Origin of the sequence: Promicromonospora kroppenstedtii, from assembly GCF_044389675.1 — a bacterium.
Lineage (GTDB): Bacteria > Actinomycetota > Actinomycetes > Actinomycetales > Cellulomonadaceae > Promicromonospora > Promicromonospora kroppenstedtii.
This window is the reverse complement of the sequence record NZ_JBIRYI010000007.1, coordinates 81,470-100,804: the sequence shown is the minus strand read 5'-3', so window position 1 is coordinate 100,804 and position 19,335 is coordinate 81,470. Positions and strand designations below refer to the sequence as shown.

15 protein-coding genes and 1 tRNA gene are annotated in these 19,335 nt (G+C 71.9%); 9 read left to right on the top strand and 7 right to left on the bottom strand.

Translation table 11 applies throughout. The features are described from left to right. Positions 1 to 213: 213 nt before the first annotated feature. Positions 214 to 891: an ABC transporter ATP-binding protein gene (locus ACH47X_RS12755; RefSeq protein WP_397404778.1), complete on the bottom strand. Its 678-nt coding sequence runs from the start codon at positions 889 to 891 to the stop codon at positions 214 to 216. 37 nt (positions 892 to 928) lie between these two features. Beyond that, positions 929 to 2,458 carry an ABC transporter permease gene (locus tag ACH47X_RS12750; RefSeq protein ID WP_397404776.1) on the bottom strand — a complete coding sequence of 510 codons (1,530 nt, stop codon included), beginning with the start codon at positions 2,456 to 2,458 and terminating at the stop codon, positions 929 to 931. 290 nt (positions 2,459 to 2,748) lie between these two features. Here ACH47X_RS12750 and eno point away from each other — a divergent pair, with 290 nt between their 5' ends. From eno to ACH47X_RS12720, 6 genes are all read left to right on the top strand, one after another. Then, entirely contained in the window at positions 2,749 to 4,029 is a 1,281-nt protein-coding gene (eno, locus tag ACH47X_RS12745; RefSeq protein WP_020017068.1) for a phosphopyruvate hydratase, read from the top strand. A 198-nt stretch (positions 4,030 to 4,227) separates the two neighbouring features. After that, positions 4,228 to 5,235 carry a septum formation initiator family protein gene (locus tag ACH47X_RS12740; protein WP_397404774.1) on the top strand — a complete coding sequence of 336 codons (1,008 nt, stop codon included), beginning with the start codon at positions 4,228 to 4,230 and terminating at the stop codon, positions 5,233 to 5,235. Positions 5,236 to 5,275: 40 nt separating this feature from the next. After that, positions 5,276 to 5,776: a DUF501 domain-containing protein gene (locus ACH47X_RS12735; protein WP_397404772.1), complete on the top strand. Its 501-nt coding sequence runs from the start codon at positions 5,276 to 5,278 to the stop codon at positions 5,774 to 5,776. A 106-nt stretch (positions 5,777 to 5,882) separates the two neighbouring features. Next, a complete protein-coding gene (locus tag ACH47X_RS12730; protein WP_397404770.1) occupies positions 5,883 to 6,833 on the top strand; it encodes a Ppx/GppA phosphatase family protein in 951 nt (316 codons plus the stop codon). A 156-nt stretch (positions 6,834 to 6,989) separates the two neighbouring features. Beyond that, positions 6,990 to 8,444 (top strand): NAD(P)/FAD-dependent oxidoreductase, encoded by a 1,455-nt coding sequence (locus tag ACH47X_RS12725; RefSeq protein ID WP_397404768.1) that lies wholly within the window; start codon positions 6,990 to 6,992, stop codon positions 8,442 to 8,444. Positions 8,445 to 8,656: 212 nt separating this feature from the next. Next, positions 8,657 to 8,730 (top strand) — tRNA-Leu (locus ACH47X_RS12720). A 36-nt stretch (positions 8,731 to 8,766) separates the two neighbouring features. On the opposite strand, the gene ACH47X_RS12715 is transcribed toward ACH47X_RS12720, so the two are convergent. After that, positions 8,767 to 11,016, bottom strand: coding sequence for an excinuclease ABC subunit UvrA (locus tag ACH47X_RS12715; protein WP_397404766.1), 2,250 nt, complete (start codon positions 11,014 to 11,016; stop codon positions 8,767 to 8,769). 182 nt (positions 11,017 to 11,198) lie between these two features. Here ACH47X_RS12715 and ACH47X_RS12710 point away from each other — a divergent pair, with 182 nt between their 5' ends. Next, on the top strand, positions 11,199 to 11,693 hold the full coding sequence (locus tag ACH47X_RS12710; RefSeq protein WP_397404764.1) for a helix-turn-helix domain-containing protein: 495 nt from the start codon (positions 11,199 to 11,201) through the stop codon (positions 11,691 to 11,693). A gap of 18 nt (positions 11,694 to 11,711) precedes the next feature. Here the strand turns inward: ACH47X_RS12710 and ACH47X_RS12705 are convergent, their stop codons facing one another. The 4 genes from ACH47X_RS12705 to ACH47X_RS12690 all read right to left on the bottom strand — a co-directional run bounded on the left by ACH47X_RS12705 (position 11,712) and on the right by ACH47X_RS12690 (position 13,928). Continuing rightward, positions 11,712 to 12,314, bottom strand: coding sequence for an ATP-dependent Clp protease proteolytic subunit (locus ACH47X_RS12705; RefSeq protein ID WP_397404762.1), 603 nt, complete (start codon positions 12,312 to 12,314; stop codon positions 11,712 to 11,714). A gap of 82 nt (positions 12,315 to 12,396) precedes the next feature. Next, positions 12,397 to 13,074 carry an ArsR/SmtB family transcription factor gene (locus tag ACH47X_RS12700; protein WP_397404760.1) on the bottom strand — a complete coding sequence of 226 codons (678 nt, stop codon included), beginning with the start codon at positions 13,072 to 13,074 and terminating at the stop codon, positions 12,397 to 12,399. Positions 13,075 to 13,104: 30 nt separating this feature from the next. Continuing rightward, complete coding sequence (locus ACH47X_RS12695) at positions 13,105 to 13,329, bottom strand: hypothetical protein (protein WP_397404758.1); 225 nt, start codon at positions 13,327 to 13,329, stop codon at positions 13,105 to 13,107. A 107-nt stretch (positions 13,330 to 13,436) separates the two neighbouring features. Next, a complete protein-coding gene (locus ACH47X_RS12690; RefSeq protein WP_397404756.1) occupies positions 13,437 to 13,928 on the bottom strand; it encodes a MarR family transcriptional regulator in 492 nt (163 codons plus the stop codon). 59 nt (positions 13,929 to 13,987) lie between these two features. Between ACH47X_RS12690 and ACH47X_RS12685 the strand changes: the two genes are divergently transcribed. Next, entirely contained in the window at positions 13,988 to 15,223 is a 1,236-nt protein-coding gene (locus ACH47X_RS12685) for an MFS transporter (RefSeq protein WP_397404754.1), read from the top strand. A 209-nt stretch (positions 15,224 to 15,432) separates the two neighbouring features. Continuing rightward, entirely contained in the window at positions 15,433 to 19,263 is a 3,831-nt protein-coding gene (locus tag ACH47X_RS12680; protein WP_397404751.1) for an efflux RND transporter permease subunit, read from the top strand. Positions 19,264 to 19,335: the final 72 nt, after the last annotated feature.

The window sequence follows — 19,335 nt, the reverse complement described above, 5'->3', positions numbered from 1 at the left end:
GGGTGGTCGGCGGTACACCCGGGTGTCCGGCGGTACACCCGGGTGTCCGGCGGTACGGCCGGGCGGTCGGCAGTACGCCCGGGTGGTCGGCAGTTGGCATCGAGATCGGCTCAGGCCTGTGCCGATCTCGATGCCAACTGCCGAGTCTGCGGGGCAAACTGCCGAGTCTGCGGGGCAAACTGCCGAGCGCGCCCCGCCCGGCGTGCCCCGCCGTCAGGCCGCCGTCAGGTCCTTGACCGCGCCCTTGGCGATACGCAGGCGGCGCGGTGTGCGCTGTGCGACCACCGAGTCGTGCGTGACCAGCACGATCGTCAGCCCCTGCTCCTTCCACAGTCCCTCGATGAGGTCCACGATCTCGTCGCGGGTCTCCTCGTCGAGGTTTCCGGTGGGCTCGTCGGCCAGCAGCACCTTGGGGTTCTTCACCAGCGCCCGCGCGATCGCGACGCGCTGCTGCTGCCCGCCCGACAGCTCGCCCGGGAGGTGGTCGCCCCGGTCGCCGAGGCCCACCGACTCCAGGGCGGCCAGCGCCCGCGCCGTCCGCGTCTGGCGCGGCACCTTGGTCGGCACGAGCGCCGTCTCCACGTTCTCCAGTGCGGTGAGCGTCGGGATCAGGTTGAAGTTCTGGAACACGAACCCGATGGTCTCGGCCCGCGCCGCCGTGAGCTGCGCGTCGCTCATCCCGGCGAGGTCGGTGCCGTCGAGCTTCACCGTGCCCGACGTCGGACGGTCAAGCCCGCCGAGCATCTGCAGCAGCGTGGACTTGCCGCCGCCCGTCGGCCCCTGGACGGCGACGAGCTCGCCGTCGCCGATGGTCAGGGACACCCCCTTGAGCGCGCGCACCACGCGCTTGCCCTGCTGGTACGTCTTGGTCAGGTCGTCGATCTGATACATGTCTGCCTCTCTCGGTTCACGCTCTGCTGGTTGTCGCTCACGCGAGGGAGCGAAGGGCTTCGACGGGTCGCAGGCGTGCGGCGCGCTGACCGCCGACCACACCGGCGATCAGCCCGCCCAGCACTGCGAGGCCGACAGCGGCCAGCACGATCCACAGGCTGATCGGCGCCTGGAGGGCGACGTCGACGGCGCTGCTCGCGGCGTCGGCCAGACCGCCTCCGCGAGCCGCGCCGAAGCCGCCGCCCTCGGCGCCCTGGGTGCCACCGCCCGGCATCGCGCCGGCGGGTCCGCCGCCGCCACCGCCGGGGCCGCCCATCATGAAGCCGCCGCCCGAGGCGCCGCCGCTCAGCGTGATGCCCGCGAGGTTGACGGCCCAGACCGCCAGCGCGCCGATCGCGAGGCCCGCGACGCCGCCGATCAGGCCCTGCACCACGGACTCGCCCGCGACCTGGCCCACCACGCGGCCCTTGCTCCAGCCGATCGCCTTGAGCGTGCCCAGCTCGCGGGTACGCCGGTTGACGCCGGACACCGTGAACAGGATCGCGAGGCCGAAGGCCGCCGCGAGCACGATGACGCTCAGCCAGGTGCCGAGCGTGCCGATCAGGTCGGACGCCGTCGACAGGGAGCCCGTGACGCCCTCGGCGAGGTCGGACTGCGTGCTCACGGAGGCGTCGGGCAGCTCGCCCTCGATCGCGGCGGCCACGGCGTCCACGTTCTCGGCCGAGTCGACCTGCACGTAGACGTCGGTGACCTGGTCGGCCAGGTCCGCGAGGTTCTGCGCCGTGGCGAGCGGCACGTAGACGTCCGACGCCGTGGCGACGTCGTCACCGGTCGTGGAGGCGACCGTGCCGACGATCTCCAGGTCCTCGCCGCCCACGGTGATCGTGTCGCCGACGGCGAGCTCCTGCTGCGTGGCGTAGGTGGCGTCCAGGACGGCGACGTTCTCGTCGTCCGCCGCCAGTGTCCGGCCGTCGGCCACGGCGGCGGTGGTCAGCGGCCCGACGGCGGCGGCGTCCGGGTCCACTCCCGTGACCGTGAACTGCTCGATCTCGAACGACGACCCGCCGGCCGACCCTTCGCCGGAGCCGTCCGCGCCCATGCGCAGGTCGACGGGGCCGCCGCCCTCCTGCATGGCCTCGAAGTCCGGCATCTCGCCGGAGAACGACATGTTCTGCAGGTCCAGCGTCGCGGCGACGCCGGACACGTGGTCCAGGCCGGCGACGGACTCCAGCGCGGCGGCGTCGAACGAGGCCGACCCCATGGCGGTGCTGAGGCGGTCCTGCGCGAGGTTGCGCGTGCCGTCCTCGCCGGCCTCGCCCTCTCCCTCGCCGAAGTCGAACCGGCCGGGGCCGCCGCCCTCGCCGGGGCCCTCGCCGGCCTGGGTGACGGTGATGTCGGTGCCGACGCCGTAGACCGACTCGAGCACCTCCGCCTGGGCGTTCCGGACGCCCGTCGAGACCGCGTTGACGACGATGACCAGTGCGATCGCGACCGCGAGCCCGATCGCGACCACGACCGTCTGCTTGCGTCGGTTGCGCAGCTCTCTGCGCAGATAGGTGAAGAACATGGGCTCCTGCCTGGGGTCCTGAGGAACGTGCGGGGACGTTGGTGTCCGCGCAGACCGCCGCGCGGGCGGTGCCGCACGCCGTGGAGGAGGGGCGAGCGGGCGTGCGGGCCGCGACCGCGAGCGGTCTGCGCCGGACGGTCGGGACGCTAGGCAGGCTCGCTGTGGCGGCCCTGTCGCAGACCTGTGGTGGGCCTGTGAGCTGCGGGCCGGTGGACGGTTCCGCGCCCCCTCGCCCGACGTCCTAGGCTGGGGGCCGTAACCTCCGAGCAACATCCTTAGAAGGAGACCCCGTGGCTAGCATCGAAGCCGTTGGAGCACGCGAGATCCTCGACTCGCGCGGCAACCCCACCGTGGAGGTGGAGATCGTCCTCGACGACAACACCTTCGCCCGTGCGGCGGTCCCGTCCGGTGCATCGACCGGCGCGTTCGAGGCCGTCGAGCTGCGTGACGGAGACAAGGGCCGTTACCTGGGCAAGGGCGTCGAGAAGGCGGTCGCGGCCGTCAACGACGAGATCGCCCCCGAGCTCATCGGGTACGACGCCGAAGAGCAGCGCATCATCGACCAGACCCTCCTGGACCTGGACGGCACGCCGAACAAGGGCAAGCTGGGCGCGAACGCGATCCTGGGCGTGTCCCTCGCCGTCGCGAAGGCCGCCGCCAAGAGCTCCGGCCTGGACCTGTTCCGGTACGTGGGCGGCCCGAACGCGCACGTCCTGCCCGTGCCGATGATGAACATCCTCAACGGCGGGTCCCACGCGGACTCGAACGTGGACATCCAGGAGTTCATGGTCGCCCCGATCGGCGCCCCGACGTTCCGCGAGGCGCTGCGCACCGGCACCGAGGTGTACCACTCCCTCAAGTCCGTGCTGAAGGAGAAGGGCCTGGCCACCGGCCTGGGCGACGAGGGCGGCTTCGCGCCGAACCTCGGCAGCAACCGTGAGGCGCTCGACCTGATCCTCGTCGCGATCGAGCGGGCCGGCCTCAAGCCGGGCACCGACGTCGCGCTCGCGCTGGACGTCGCCTCGACCGAGTTCTTCTCGGACGGCGTGTACGCCTTCGAGGGCGGCAAGAAGACGCCGGACGAGATGATCGCGTACTACGAGCAGCTCGTGGCCGACTACCCGCTGGTGTCCATCGAGGACCCGCTGTCCGAGGACGAGTGGGACTCCTGGTCCGGGCTCATGGGCAAGGTCGGCGACAAGGTGCAGATCGTGGGCGACGACCTGTTCGTCACCAACCCGGAGCGCCTCGCCAAGGGCATCGAGCTCAAGTCGGCGAACTCGCTGCTGGTCAAGCTCAACCAGATCGGCACGCTCACCGAGACGCTGGACGCCGTGACGCTGGCCCAGCGCAACGGCTTCACCACGATGACCTCGCACCGCTCCGGCGAGACCGAGGACACCACCATCGCGGACCTGTCCGTGGCGACCAACGCCGGCCAGATCAAGACCGGTGCCCCCGCCCGCGGTGAGCGCATCTCGAAGTACAACCAGCTTCTGCGCATCGAGGAGGCGCTCGACGAGGCCGGCACCTACGCCGGTCGGTCGGCGTTCCCGCGCTTCCAGGGCTGATCCAGGCCTGACGGCGCTGGTCGAGGGGGCCTCAACCGTTCGACCTGCGCCGGTGCGGTGGCGCCGCACCGAGCTGTCAGACATGCGCGGACACGTCCGCGCATGTCTGACAGCCTTTTTTTGGTTCCACGGGATCCACACACGGCGCGCCGGAGGTAATGCCCGTACAAAGGCCTGGCGAATCGGCACAATCGACCCATGCCTTCCTCACGTCGCCCGGCGCGGCCCTCGGGTTCGGCGCGCGGCTCGGGTGCGCGCCCCTCGTCGACCCCGCGCACGGGTACGTCCGGCGCCAAGGGCGGCAAGGGGACGACGCCGTCGAGCGGCCGGGCGGGAGCCAAGAAGGCCCCCGGGCAGACGGCCAAGGGGGCCGCGGCCAAGAACGCGAAGGGCTCTCCGGCGAAGGGCACCAAGGGCTCGAAGGGCTCGAAGAGCTCGAAGACGGCCAAGGATGCCGCCGCGGACCGGAAGGCGGGGACGACGGCGGGGCGCACCGCCGCGAAGCCGACGCCGGCGCGCTCGACGACGGCCGCGCCGTCCGCGCGCAAGCCCGCCGCGCCGTCGACGTCGGCGAGCCGGCGCACGGCCGCACCGCGCACGGCCGCACCCCGCACGACCTCGAGCCGGGCCGCCGCGGCCGGTCGGCCAGGCGCCCGCTCCACGGGCGACGCATCCCGGAGCACGCGGCCGACGTCGGGCGGCGGGGCGAAGCGACCGGCGCAGCCGCGCCGCCGGAGCACTGCCACGGGCAGCGTCGCGCCGCCCACCCGGCCGGCGCGCGCCGACCGCAGGCGCGGCACCTACGGGCTCATGGTGCCCGAGGTGCTCACCGTCCGCGCCATGGTGCTGTCCGTCGTGGTGCTCCTCGCCGTGGTGCTCCTGCTGCCCACCGTGCGCGCCGTGGTGACGCAGCAGGCCGAGCTGCGCGACCTACGTTCCGAGCTGAGCCAGCAGCAGGAGCAGAAGGCCGAGCTGGAGACGGAGCTCGCCCGCTGGGACGACCGCTCCTACGTCATCGAGCAGGCGCGGTCGCGACTGCGCTTCGTCATGCCCGGGGACAAGGTGTGGCGGCCGCTCGACACCGACTCGGTCGAGCAGGAGGCGCCACGGCCCGGCGTCGTGGAGCCGTCCCCGGGCACCTCCGAGGACGACGCGCCCTGGTACACGAACGTGTGGGACTCCGTGCGGATCGCCGACGGCGAGTAGGCCGCACGGCGCCACCCGCGCTCTGGGAGACAATGGGGTGGTGAACACCGCGACTGACACCGTGTCCGACGACGACCTGCGCGTCCTGGCCGAGCAGCTCGGCCGCGAACCGCGCGGCGTCGTGGGGATCGCGGCGCGCTGCGTGTGCGGCCGTCCGACGGTGGCGCGCACCGCGCCCCGCCTGCCCGACGGCACCCCCTTCCCGACGGTCTTCTACCTGACGCACCCCGGTGCAGTGGCCGCCGCGTCGACGCTGGAGGCCAACGGCGTCATGAAGGAGATGACGGCGCGGCTGGAGACCGACGAGGAGCTCGCCGCGGCCTACCGCGCCGCGCACGAGCACTACCTGGCGCAGCGCGAGGCGATCGGGCACGTCGACGAGATCGACGGAATCTCCGCGGGCGGCATGCCGACGCGCGTCAAGTGCCTGCACGTCCTGTTCGCGCACGCGCTCGCCGCCGGGCCGGGCGTGAACCCGCTGGGTGACGAGGCGCTCGCCCTGGCCAGGGACACCTGGCGCCCGGACCGCTGCACCTGCTGAGACCTGCGTCCCCGCGCCTCGTGCCCTCGAGATCTCCGGGCGTGAGGTTTCTCGCGAACCGGCACGTCCGACGTCGCGCGGCCGGAGCGCCTGGGAGAATCCTCGCGTGACTTCCTCTCGCGTGGCCGCGGTCGACTGCGGCACCAACTCGATCCGCCTGCTGGTCGCGGACGTCGACGCCGCCGGAAACCTCACGGAGCTCGACCGCCGCATGGAGGTGGTGCGGCTGGGCCAGGGCGTCGACCGCACCGGTGAGCTCGCGCCCGAGGCGCTGGAGCGCACCCTCGCGGTGACCCGGCAGTACGCGACGGCCGTCGAGGCCGCCGGCGCGCAGCGCGTGCGGTTCGTCGCGACGTCCGCCACCCGGGACGCGCGCAACCGTGACGCCTTCTTCGACGGTGTCCGGGACGCGCTCGGCGTCGACGTCGAGGTGATCAGCGGGCACGAGGAGGCCGAGCTCTCGTTCCGGGGCGCCACCAGCGGCGTCGCCGGGGCGCACGCCGCCCCGTACCTCGTGGTCGACCTCGGTGGCGGCTCCACCGAGCTGGTCCTCGGCACCGACGCGGTGGACGCGAGCATCTCGATGGACGTCGGCTCGGTGCGGATGACGGAACGGCACCTGCACAGCGACCCGCCGTCGGCCGCCGAGATCGAGGCAGCCCGCGCGGACGTCCGGGCCCACCTGGACGACGCCGTTCGGGCGGTGCCGCTGGGGAGCACGACCACGCTGGTGGGACTGGCCGGGTCGATCACGACCGTGACAGCGCACGCCCTTGGCCTGTCCGAGTACCAGCGCGAGCGCGTGCACGGGGCCCGGCTGCCGGTGGAGACCGTGCTCGCCTCCTGCGCCGCGCTGCTCGCGGCGCCGCGGGCCGAGCGCACGGCGATGGGCTTCCTGCACCCGGGACGGGTCGACGTGATCGCCGCCGGGGCGCTCGTGTGGTCCGAGGTGATCCAGCGCGTCGTGGCCGACGTGCGGGCCGCGGGCGGCTCGCTGACCCACGTGGTGACCAGTGAGCACGACATCCTGGACGGGATCGCGCTGTCGATGGGCTGACCTTCTCCCGGGCGGATTTCCGTTAGTCGGGAACTCCCGTCCCAGATGGTCCGTTGACCGGGCACGATACGCAGCGAAGCGGCGTGGTGGGCGTCACGCACCCGCCGCTCTTTGCCATGTGAAGAAACACGCTTAGGGCGCGGTACCCTGGGAATCATGCCTCAGAACGACCTGACCTCGGTCAGCCATGCTTCCGACCCGGCGACGCCGCGCCCGCGGAAGGTGCCGCGCATCGTCGTGCTCGGCGGCGGGTCCGTCGGCCTGTACGTGGCGCGCCGTCTGCGAAAGAAGCTGAAGAAGCGCGAAGCGGCCATCGTCGTCGTCGACCCGCGCCCGTACATGACGTACGCGCCCTTCCTGCCCGAGGCGGGTGCGGGCTCCATCGACGCCCGCGACGTCGTCGCGCCGCACCGCAAGGCCCTCAAGGGCATCGACGTGCTGCAGGGCAAGGTCACCACGATCGAGCACGGCCGCAAGGCCGTGAAGATCCAGCCGGAGGAGGGCGACGAGTACGAGGTCACCTACGACCAGCTGGTCGTCGGCCTGGGCTCGGTCTCCCGCACGCTGCCCATCCCGGGCCTGGCGGAGAACGCGATCGGCTTCAAGAACGTGGAGGAGGCCATCGCGGTCCGCAACCACGTCATCAACCGCATGGACGTCGCGTCCTCCACCTGGGACGCCGACCTGCGCAAGCGGATGCTCACGTTCACCTTCGTGGGCGGCGGTTTCGCCGGCATCGAGGCGCTCGCCGAGATCGAGGACATGGCGCGCTACGCGACGCGGCAGTACAACACGATCGAGGCGTCCGACCTGCGGTTCGTCATGATCGAGGGCGCAGGCCGCATCCTGCCCGAGGTCACGGAGCCGATGGGTGAGTACGCCCTCGCCGAGCTCAAGAAGCGCGGCATCGAGTTCCACCTCAACACGTTCCTCTCCTCCTGCGTGGACGGGCACGTCGTCACGTCGACCGGCGTCGAGTTCGACACCGAGACCATCGTGTGGACCGCGGGCGTCAAGGCGAACCCGGTCATCAAGGAGGCGTCCGACCTCCCGTTCGACAAGCTGGGCCGCGTCATCGTGCTCCCGACCCTGCAGGTGGCCACGGAGGACGGCGAGATCATCGAGGGCGCCTGGGCCGCAGGCGACTGCGCCGCCGTGCCGGACGTGCTCAACCCCGGCAAGTTCTGCCCGCCGAACGCGCAGCACGCGATCCGCGAGGCCGTGCGCCTGGCCGACAACATCGTGGCGCTCTACAAGGAGCGGCCCGCCGTCGAGTACAACCACAAGAACGTCGGTGTGGTCGCCTCGCTGGGCCTCTACAAGGGTGTCGCCGAGCTGTTCGGCTTCGTCAAGCTGCGCGGGTTCCCGGCCTGGGTGGCCCACCGCGGCTACCACGTCATGGCGATGCCGACCGGTAACCGCAAGGCCCGCATCCTGGTCGGCTGGATCGGCCAGTTCCTGATGGGCCGTGAGCTGGTCTCGCTCGGCTCGCTGCACGACCCGCGCCAGGAGTTCCGCAACGCCTCCGTGCCGCCCAAGCCGGTCGGCGAGAAGATCGAGCAGAAGGCGGAGTCGTCCGCCGAGCGCGCCGAGTCGGGCTCCAAGGCCTGACCCTCGCTCCGCCGGCCACTTGCGGGCCGGCTGACCCGTGGCTGACGTGAGTCGGTCGGTTGCTTTGAGATCGGTCCTTTGATTGACCGATCTCAAAGCAATCGACCGAACTCACCGTTGAGGCTGGGCAACGAATGAGCCTGGGCAACGGACCGAACTCAGCCGGTCAGAACTCCCGGGAGGCGATTGCCGCTCGGTAGTCTCTGGGGTGCGCCCCCATAGCCCAACTGGCAGAGGCAGCCGGCTTAAACCCGGCACAGTCCCGGTTCGAACCCGGGTGGGGGCACGACCAGGCCGGGCCGGCGGCCGCTTCGGGCGGTGCTCAGGAGGTGCCGGCGAGGAGCTCCGCCAGGTGGCGGCCCGTCAGCGACGCCTCGTGCCGCGCCAGGTCGGCCGGTGTGCCCTCGAAGACCACGCGGCCGCCGTCGTGCCCGCCGCCCGGACCCATGTCGATCACCCAGTCGGCCCGTGCCACGACCGACAGGTTGTGCTCGACGACGATCACCGACCGGCCGGAGTCGACGAGGCGGTCCAGCAGGCCGGCCAGGTTGTCGACGTCCTGCATGTGCAGTCCCGCGGTGGGCTCGTCGAGCACGAACGTCGGGGTGTCGCCGCCCATCTCGATGGCCAGCTTGAGCCGCTGGCGTTCCCCGCCGGAGAGCGTGTTGAGGTGCTGGCCGAGCGAGATGTAGCCCAGCCCGACGTCGGAGAGCCGGGACAGCATGGGCAGCACCGTCTTCTCCGTGAAGAACCCCAGCGCCTCCTCGACGGACATGGCCAGCGCGTCGGCGATGTTCTTGCCGCGCAGGGTGTAGCCGAGCACCTCGTCGGTGAATCGCTTGCCCTCGCACGCCTCGCACACGCTGGCGACGCCCGCCATGAAGGCCAGGTCGGTGTAGATGAGGCCCACGCCCTTGCACTCCGGGCACGCACCCGCCGAGTTGGCGCTGAACAGCGCCGGCTTGACCCCGTTGGCGCGGGCGTACTGCTTGCGGATGGGCTCCAGGATCCCGGTGTAGGTGGCCGGGTTGGACCGCCGCGACCCGCGGATCGCGGACTGGTCGACGAACGTGACGCCGTCGCGCGGCAGGCAGCCGTGGATGAGCGAGCTCTTGCCCGACCCGGCCACGCCGGTCACCGCGACCAGCACGCCGAGCGGCACCTCGACCGTGACGTCCTGGAGGTTGTGCAGGTTCGCGTGCTCGATCCGCAGGGCCCCGGTCGGCGTACGGGGCGTCGGCTTGACCGTCACCGCCTGGTCCAGGTGCTTGCCGGTCGCGGTCCCGGACGTGCGCAGGCCCGCGACATCGCCCTGGTAGACCACGGTGCCGCCGTGGGTGCCGGCGCCCGGGCCCATGTCGATCAGGTGGTCCGCCGCCGCCATGACCTCGGGCTTGTGCTCCACGACGAGCACCGTGTTGCCCTTGTCCCGCAGCCGCTGGAGCAGGATGTTCATCTGCCGCACGTCGTGCGGGTGCAGCCCGATGGTCGGCTCGTCGAACACGTAGGTCAGGTCCGTCAGGGCCGACCCCATGTGCCGCACCATCTTGGTGCGCTGCGCCTCGCCGCCCGACAGCGACGACGACTCGCGGTCCAGCGAGAGGTACCCGAGCCCGATCTGCTCGAACGTGGCGAGCAGGTCGTTGAGCCCGTCGAGGATCGGCTGGACGTGCGGGTCGGCCAGGTCGCGCACGAGCTCGGCCAGGTCGGTGAGCTGCATCGCCGCGGCCTCGCCGATGTGCTTGCCCTTGACCAGCGACGACCTGGCCCGGTCGTTGAGCCGGGTGCCGTCGCACTCGGGGCAGGACGTGAACGTGGCCAGCCGGTCGACGGCCGCCCGCATCGCGCCCTTCATCGACTCGACGTCCTTGACCAGGTAGAGCCGGGTGATCTTCGGGACAAGGGACTCGTACGTGACATTGATGCCGCCCGAGACGATCTTGCGCTCCTCGCCGTGCATCAGGTCGTGCCACTCGGCGTCGGTGTAGTCCTTGAGCGGCTTGTCGACGTCGAAGAAGCCGGAGTCGGCGTAGACCTTCCAGTACCAGGTGCCCACCCCGAAGTTGGGGAACGTGATGGCGCCCTCCCTGAGGGACTTGCTCCGGTCCACCAGCGCCTCGGTGTCGATCGCGGAGACGCGGCCCAGCCCCTCGCAGTTGCCGCACATGCCTTGCGGGTCGTTGAAGGAGAAGAGGTTCGACCCGCCGATGTGCGGTGTGCCGAGCCGCGACCAGATGACGCGCAGCATCGTGTAGGCGTCGGTGGCCGTGCCGACGGTCGAGCGCGCGTTCGCGCCCATCGGCTCCTGGTCCACGACGATGGCGGCGGACAGGTTCGACAGCGTGTCGACGTCAGGACGCGGGCGTGAGGGCATGAAGCCCTGGAGGAACGCCGAGTAGGTCTCGTCGATCAGCCGCCGGGACTCGGCGGCGACCGTGCCGAACACCAGCGAGCTCTTGCCCGAGCCCGAGACCCCGGTGAACACCGTGAGCTTGCGCTTGGGGATGTCGACAGAGACGTCCTGCAGGTTGTTCTCGCGGGCTCCGCGCACCTCGATAGATCCGAACACCACTGTCCTCTCCTGGTCGGTGGTCCCATGGTGCCAGGAGCCACTGACACGCACCCGGCCTTTACCGCCCCGGCCTTCGCCGCCCCCGTCCGGGTTGCGCGTTACGCCAGCAGCAGATGCCGGAACGACCCGGGACGTCCGTGGGGTTGGGTAGCGTGACGGGTACCAACGGCGGGAGTGGGCACATGGCGATGATCTCGATAGGTACAGCGAGCCCTGCCGGGCTCGGCACCACGAACGAGGGCGCACCGGGAGCCCGGTCCGGCACGCTGGAGCACACCCGCGAACCGCTGCTGCGTGATCTCGTCGGCGGCATCCTCCGGCGGGCGCGACGCGAGCAGCGCCGCACCCTGGCCGACGTCGCCGCGGACGCCCGGGTCTCGACGGCCTACCTGTCCGAGGTGGAGCGGGGGCGCAAGGAAGCCTCCTCCGAGGTGCTCGCCGCCGTGTGCGAGGCACTCGGCATGCGGCTGGTCGACCTCGTCGAACGTGCGTGGGCCGATCTCGCCATCGCCCTCGCCGAGCAGGAGGAGGGCCGCAGGGTCCGCGTCCTGTCGTCCGCGGCCCGCCGTTCGGCGGGCTTCTCCTCCTCGCGACACCCCCTGCAGGCGGGCCAGGCCGCGCCCTCCGGTACCTCTGCCGCGGGCCGGCGGGGCGAGGCCGTGCTGCTGGCGGCCTGACCCCGAACAGCGGCGGCCTCAGAGCCCGGCGCGCCGCTTCCCGCCCGGCCGGACGTCGTCGACGTGGTCCACGACCCTGTCGATCATCCCGTACGCCAGTGCCTGCTCGGCGGTGAACCAGCGGTCGCGCTCGGAGTCCGTGGCGACGGACTCCACCGTCTGACCCGTGTGCTCGGCCTGCAGTCGCGTCACCACGTCGTTGACGTGCCGGATGTTCTCGGCCTGGACCACCACGTCCGTCGTTGTACCGCCCGCCCCGCCGGTGGACTGGTGCATCATGATCCGCGCGTGCGGCAGCGCGTAGCGCTTGCCGGGCGCGCCCGCGGCGAGCAGGAACTGCGCCGTGCCGCCCGCGAAGCCGACGGCGACGGTCGACACCGCGTTCGGCACCAGCTTCATCGTGTCGTGGACGGCGAGCCCGGCGCTGGGGGAGCCACCGGGTGAGTTGAGGTAGAGGCTGATGTCGGCGGCCGCGTCCTCCGCGGCGAGCAGCAGGAGCTGCGAGGTCACACGGTTGGCGACGGCGTCGTCGATCTCGCCGCCGACCAGCACGATCCGCTGGTGCAGCAGCCGCGAGGCGAGGTGGTCGTCGAAGGCCTGGGTCAGGGTGGTCTCGGTCATGGCTCCACGATCGCCGTGCGCAGGCCCGCAGGACAGCCGTCTCTGCCCGCCGCAGATCTGCTGACGGCAGAGGAGCCGCGGATCAGAGCGGGTTACCCTGCGGGTCGATGGTCGGGAAGGCGTCGAAGTGGACCTCGAAAGGGATCATCCCGGGGGCTTCCTCCTGCCCGCTGAGCGGCTCGATGTACTCGGTCGCGAAGCGGTCCCAGGCGGCGACGAGCGCCGCCATCTGCTCGGGCGTGGCCCACTTGTTGGACGAGAAGAACGTGGTGGTCCCGTGCCACTTCTTCAGGGTCTCCTCGTCCGCACCCTGGCCGGCGCGGACGAAGGCCATCACGCGCTCGTGGCGTAGGCGCAGGAACTCCATGTTGACCGCCTCGGCGGTCTGCCGGCTCGCGGGGGAGTCCTTGCCGACGGTCGAGATGCTGAACCCGCCGGGCGTGCGCTCCCACCAGCGCTCCCGCGCCGTGCCCCGGCCCTCGACCTCGCGCACCAGGCCGTGCTTGGCGAGCTGGCGCAGGTGGTAGCTCGTCGAGCCGCTGGACTCGCCGACGATCTCGCCGAGCTTGCTGGCGGTCAGGGGCCCGTGGCTGGGGAGCAGGTCGAGGATGCGGATGCGCAGGGGGTGCGCGAGGGCGCGGAGCGCCGCGGGTCCCAGCTCCGCCGGGGGCCCCGCGGCCGGCGGGACGGCTGACCGGTCGGCCGCCGGTGCGCCCTGGTCCGCCTCGTGTGCCGCTGAGTCCTCGCGCGCTGTTGCCATAGGCAGGACGTTACCCAGTGCCCGGCGGGTTCAGCGCAGCGCGAGCGGGTGGCGTGCCGCGGCGTTGTCGCGGGCACGCTCGGCCTGTACGCGCTCGCGGGCGGCACGCTCGGCCTCGCGGCGCAGGGCTTCGTCGCGCCGGGACCCGCGCTCGCGAGCCGGTGCCACCGGCTGCCGGCCGGCGGCGGTCGCGACGGTGCGCGGTGTGAGGAAGCTGTAGACCTGGGGAAGGGCGGTGGGTGCGAAGGCGCTCATCGGTGCATCTCCTGGCTCGGGTCGGGCTGGCTGGTGCGCCCAACCCTACGCATGCCAACACACCTTTGCAAGGGTTTCTTTGCAACAAGTTCTTTGGAAGGTGGTGCTCACTCCTCCGGGTCGCGCCGGAAGGCGTCCAGGTCACGGTTCAGACGTTCTAGCAGCTCGGCGAGCAGGGCCCGCTCGAACGGCGACCAGTCGGTGAGGATCTGGTCGTACATCGCGCTGCGTCGCGTCCGTTCGCGCTCGAGCTGGGCGGCGCCGGCCTCCGTCGCCTCCACCCGGACGGCCCGCCCGTCGAGCGGGTCCCGGCTGCGCCGGGCGAACCCGGCCTTCTCCAGGCTGACCACCTGCCGGGTCACGGTCGAGGCGTCCAGGCCCTGGCGTGCGGCGAGCGCGTTGATGCCCAGCGGGCCCTCGGTGCCGAGCACCTGCAGCAGCAGGTAGCCCGACCGTTCCAGCGCGGGGGTGTGGCCGGCCCGGATGGCTCCGGTGCGTTCCGCGCGGCGCAGCAGGAGCGCGAGCTGGAGCTCCACGCGCGACAGCGGGGCCTCGTCGGGGTGCTCCCCGTCGGCATTCTCTTCCGTCTCCCTCGACATAGGTGTAGCCTACAGGCATATACCTGTGTGCTACAGATAAATGATCCTGAGGAGGCCGCGTGGCCAGCGCGCGCAACGAACCGAACAAGACAGCCATCTACGCCACGGCGCTCACCGCTTTCTTCGCGATCGCGGGCATCGCCGTCGTCGACCCGATCCTTCCCGTGATCGGTGCCGAGATCGGTGCCACCACCTGGGAGATCGAGCTGCTGTTCACCGCGTACATCGCGGTCATGGCCATCGGCATGATCCCCGCGGTGATGGCGACCGGGAAGTTCGGGTACAAGAAGATCCTGGCGACCGGCGTCACGCTCGTCGCCATCGCGGCGGTCCTGGCGGCGCTGAGCGGCAACATCGTCCAGCTCGCGGTGCTGCGCGGCGTCTGGGGCCTGGGCAACGCGATGTTCTTCGCCACCGCCATGGTGCTGCTCGTCGCGCTCGCCAAGGACCGCGAGTGGGTGGTCGGGCTGTTCGAGACGTGCGTGGGGCTCGGCTTCGCCGTCGGGCCGCTGATCGGCGGGCTGCTGGGACACATCAGCTGGCGGGTGCCGTTCTTCGTGTGCGGCCTGCTCATGGTCGTCGCCCTCCTGGTCTCCGTCACCCGGCTCAAGGACCCGGCCGAGAAGCCCGCGCCGCTCAAGCTCGGGCAGGTCTTCGGGCTGTTCCGCAAGCCGGGTTTCCTGGCGCTCGCGGCCGTCACGGCCGCCTACAACTTCGTGTTCTTCGTGGTGCTCGGCTACGTGCCGGTCTTCCTCGGGCTCGACGTCGTGCCGCTGGGCCTGGTGTTCACCGCCTGGGGCATCGGCGTGGCCGTCGGCATCCTCGGGGTGGGCCACCGGCTGGCGCACCGCATCGGGTTCGTGCAGACGCTGGGTGTCGCCGTCACGGGCGTGCTGGTGTGCGTGGCCCTGCTCGCCGTCGGCGTCGGTACCGCCGGGTCCATCGCCGTGACCATCGTGGCCGGTGTGTTCATGGGTATCGCCAACGCCAACCTCACCGACCTGTCGCTCGCGCTCGGCGACCCGGACCGCCGGGTCACGACCGGTGCGTTCAACCTGGTGCGCTGGGGCTTCGCGGCTCCTGCCCCGGTGGTGGCCGGCCTGCTCGCCGAGGGTGTCGGCCCCGCATCGCCCTTCTGGGTCGCCTCGGGCGTGCTTCTCGTCGGCGTCATCGTGTTCCTCGTGACGGCGCACCTCATGGCCCGGCCCATCGGGGAGCGCGTGCTCTGGCAGCGCTGGAACCGCGCCGCCAAGGCCGTCGAGGGCACGCCCGAGGAGGCCATGTCCGAGCTGTGACCCCGTGCCCTGGCCCGCGTGCGGACGGGCCAGGGCATGTCGCGTGCGACGGTCCGGGCGGGGCCTGTCAATGCCGCCGTCGGCTTGCGGGCGGTCCGGAGCGCTGCCCTACTCTGTAACTTCGGTCTGATTTCACCCCGTTGGTCCCTCCTGGCGACGACGGCGGTGGCGCGCCGTACGCCCGAACCCCGCCGCACCGTGGAGTCCTCGTGTTCCGTCTCGCCCGGCTGTCCCTCGCGAACCGAGCCGTCGTAGCACTGGTGACCATCGCGATCGCGGTGTTCGGCGTGCTGAGCATGACCTCCCTGAAGCAGGAGCTCATCCCGTCGCTCCAGCTCCCCACGGGCATCGTGGCCGCGCAGTACCCGGGTTCGTCGCCCGCGGTCGTGGAGGAGCAGGTCACCGACGTGATCGAGGAGGCCATCGCCTCCGTCGACGGGGTCGCGTCGGTGCGCTCGACGGCGTCGACCGGCATCTCGCTGACCACGGTGGAGCTCGACTACGGCACCGACATGGAGTCCGCCACCCAGCGGCTCCAGACCGCCGTGGCGGGTGCGCAGCAGGCTCTCCCGGAGGGCGTCGAGCCGCAGGTCACGACCGGTTCGGTCGACGACGTGCCCGTGGTCCAGATGGCGGTGTCCGGCGACAAGAGCCCCAATGCCCTCGCGGCCACGGTCGAGGACGTCGTGGTCCCGGCGCTGGAGGAGGTCGACGGCGTCCGCTCCGTCGCGGTGACCGGGCAGAGCGAGACCGAGGTGCGCATCCTGCCCGACCAGGCCGAGCTCGCCGCGGCAGGCCTCACGGCCGAGGACCTGACCACGGTGCTGCAGGACAACGGCGTGGTCATGCCGGCCGGAGAGATCACCGCGGGTGGCCGCGCGTGGTCCGTCCAGCTCGGCAAGCCCGTCGACATGGTCGACCAGCTCAAGCAGCTCCCCGTCCTCCCGGGCGGCGGCGCCGGCGGGAGCGGTGCGGCCACGGGTGGCGCGGCGACGACGCCGGACGCCACGACGGGCGAGCTGCCGCCGGCTGAGCCCGCCGGCCCGGTGCTGCTGGGGCAGGTCGCGTCCGTGCGGCTCGAGCCGGTCGAGGCGACGTCGTACTCCCGGCTCGACGGTTCGCCTTCGCTCGGCCTGGCCATCACCAAGACGCCGGAGGCCAACACTGTCGAGGTGTCCCATGCGATCGAGGGCGCGCTGGCTACTCCGGACGTGGCGGACACGCTGGACGAGCACAAGATCACGACGGCGGTCGTCTTCGACCAGGCGCCGTTCATCGAGGACTCCATCCACGGGCTGGCCACGGAGGGCGGCCTCGGGCTGCTGTTCGCGGTGCTCGTCATCCTGGTGTTCCTGATGTCGATGCGGTCGACGCTCGTGTCGGCCATCTCGATCCCGCTGTCGCTCGCGGTGACGTTCATCGCGATGGACTTCGGCGGCTACACGCTGAACATCCTGACGCTGGGCGCGCTCACCATCTCGATCGGTCGCGTGGTCGACGACGCCATCGTGGTGATCGAGAACATCAAGCGCCACATGTCCTACGGCGAGGAGAAGGCGCCGGCGATCCTCGCGGCTGTCCGCGAGGTGGGCGGCGCCATCGCCGCCTCGACGATCTGCACCGTCGCCGTGTTCCTGCCGATCGCGCTGGTGGGCGGCATGGTGGGCGAGCTGTTCCGGCCCTTCGCCCTGACGGTCTCGATCGCCATGCTGGCCTCGCTCGTCGTGGCCCTGACGATCGTGCCGGTGCTCGCGTACTGGTTCATCCGGCCCCCGCGCAAGGGGCGCCGCGGCGGACCGGTCGACCGCGAGGCGGCCGAGGACAAGGAGAGCCGCGGAATCTGGCAGCGCATCTACGTGCCCACCCTGAACGGGGCGCTTCGCCTGCCGGCTGTCACCATCGCCGTGGCCATCGCGATCCTCGGCGGCACGGCGACGCTCGTCCCGAGCATGGAGACCAGCTTTCTCGGGGACAGTGGCCAGGACACCGTGACCGTGACACAGCACTACGCGCCCGGCACGTCGCTCGAGGGCCAGGACGAGGCGGCCCAGCAGGTCGAGGCCGCACTGGCCGACGTCGACGCCGTGGACAGCGTGCAGGCCACGGTCGGCAGCGGTGGCGACATGTCGATGGCGGCCTTCGGCGGGGCGAGCGCCGGGCTCAAGGCGTCGTTCGCGATCACGCTCGACGAGGACGCCGACGGCGAGCAGGCGGCCGCCGACATCCGCGACGCCGTCACCGACCTGACCGAGCCGCCCGCGACGGAGGTCGCGGTATCCGCCGGCGACTCGGTGGGCACCTCGTCGATCGATCTCGTGGTCCGCGCGCGCGACGACGAGACGCTGGCCGAGGCCACCGACCAGCTCCAGGAGGCGATGAGCGGCCTGGCCGCGTCCGCGGAGGTCACCAACGACCTGGCCGCCGCCCAGGAGATCGTCGAGGTGACGGTCGACCGCAAGGCCGCGGCGCAGTACGGGCTCACCGAGACGCAGGTCTCCGGGGTCGCCGCGGCCGCGATGACGGGTGCGCAGGACGTGGGCGAGCTCCAGACGGCGGACGGGCCGGTCGGCGTCGCGCTCTGGGCCGGCCCTGTGCCGGAGACGATGACCCAGATCGGCGAGATCCCCGTGCCGACGGCGACCGGGCCCGTGCGGCTGATCGATGTCGCGAAGGTGGAGCTCGCCAGCTCGCCGACGTCGATCAGCCGTATCGACGGCGAGCGGTCGGCCACGGTCTCGGTGACGCCTGCGGGCACCGACCTCGGCGCGGCGACGGAGGCGGTGAACGCCGAGATCGAGGCCGTCGACCTGCCGGCCGGCGCCACGGTGGAGGTGGGCGGCGCGGCCGCCGACCAGGCCGACGCCTTCAGCGACCTCGGTATGGCGCTGGTGGCGGCGATCGCCCTGGTGTTCGTGGTCATGGTTGCGACGTTCCGGAGCCTGGCGCAGCCGTTCATCCTGCTCGTGTCGGTCCCGTTCGCCGCGGTCGGCGCGCTGGTCGCACTCGTCGCGACGGACACACCGCTCGGCGTGCCGGCCCTGATCGGCACGCTGTTGCTGGTCGGCATCGTGGTGTCCAACGCGATCGTGCTCATCGACCTCATCAACCAGTACCGCGCGCGGGGCATGGCGCTCGACGAGGCGGTGCGCGAGGGCGCACGCAAGCGGCTGCGGCCCATCGTCATGACGGCGCTGGCCACGGTCTTCGCGCTCACCCCGATGGGCATCGGCCTGACCGGCGGCGGCGCGTTCATCTCGCAGCCGCTCGCCCTGGTCGTGATCGGCGGCCTCGTGTCCTCCACGCTGCTGACCCTGTACGTCGTGCCCGTGATCTACACGCTCTTCGAGCGCCGGGCGGAACGACGCCGCGCGGCGGACGAGGCGGCGGGGCGCGTCCGGCGACCCCTGACGGGTGCGCTGGTCAGCGTGGCCACCGGGGCCCTCCGAGCCGTCGCGCGCCCGAAGGCGGTGCCGGCCGACGCGTCGGGCGGTGCTCCGCAGCAGGGCTGGCCGCCGGTCGCCGAGCCGCAGCAGCTCGTGCGGCACCAGCGAGTGCCGCAGGAGGCCCCGACGCCCCAGTACGCGCCCCGGCAGGGCGCGGCGCACGAGCAGAACGTTCCTCAGGAACGGACGCCGCAGCCTGCACCGCCGTACACGCCGCAGCAGGCCGCGCAGCGGCCGGGGCCGCCCCAGGCCGCGCGGCCTGCGGCGTCCTATCAGCCGGCCTCCCAGCAGCCGGCCTCCCAGCCGCCGGCACAGTTCGTGCCGCAGTACGCCGCGCAGCACCATGCTCAGCATCAGGCTGCCCCGCAGCAGAACCCGGCCGACCGGCAGCCCGCGTACGTCCAGCAGCGGAGCTACCAGCAGCAAGGCCACCAGGTGCCCGGCCCGCAGCAGGCTCGCCAGCAGCAGGCCTACGTGCCGCGGCAGCAGCCGGCGTCGCAGGCCGCGCTGCCCGCGCGGCGTCGGGAACCCGAACCGGAGCTGGAGCGGCAGCAGCCGATCCCGGTCTGGCCCCACCCGCTCGACCCGCCGGACTGAGGCGAACGGTGGCCAGGGAAAGAACAACTCCCCGGGCTGTGTTGCTGAGAGTCGACACTGTCCACTCTCAGC

What these genes read in the sequence shown, in the direction of transcription:
- ACH47X_RS12705 (WP_397404762.1), bottom strand. Translation starts at nt 12,314, where the DNA reads ATGACCGAGACCACCCTGACCCAGGCCTTCGACGACCACCTCGCCTCG.
- ACH47X_RS12740 (WP_397404774.1), top strand. Translation starts at nt 4,228, where the DNA reads ATGCCTTCCTCACGTCGCCCGGCGCGGCCCTCGGGTTCGGCGCGCGGC.
- ACH47X_RS12695 (WP_397404758.1), bottom strand. Translation starts at nt 13,329, where the DNA reads ATGAGCGCCTTCGCACCCACCGCCCTTCCCCAGGTCTACAGCTTCCTC.
- ACH47X_RS12750 (WP_397404776.1), bottom strand. Translation starts at nt 2,458, where the DNA reads ATGTTCTTCACCTATCTGCGCAGAGAGCTGCGCAACCGACGCAAGCAG.
- ACH47X_RS12700 (WP_397404760.1), bottom strand. Translation starts at nt 13,074, where the DNA reads ATGGCAACAGCGCGCGAGGACTCAGCGGCACACGAGGCGGACCAGGGC.
- ACH47X_RS12725 (WP_397404768.1), top strand. Translation starts at nt 6,990, where the DNA reads ATGCCTCAGAACGACCTGACCTCGGTCAGCCATGCTTCCGACCCGGCG.
- ACH47X_RS12690 (WP_397404756.1), bottom strand. Translation starts at nt 13,928, where the DNA reads ATGTCGAGGGAGACGGAAGAGAATGCCGACGGGGAGCACCCCGACGAG.
- ACH47X_RS12710 (WP_397404764.1), top strand. Translation starts at nt 11,199, where the DNA reads ATGGCGATGATCTCGATAGGTACAGCGAGCCCTGCCGGGCTCGGCACC.
- ACH47X_RS12755 (WP_397404778.1), bottom strand. Translation starts at nt 891, where the DNA reads ATGTATCAGATCGACGACCTGACCAAGACGTACCAGCAGGGCAAGCGC.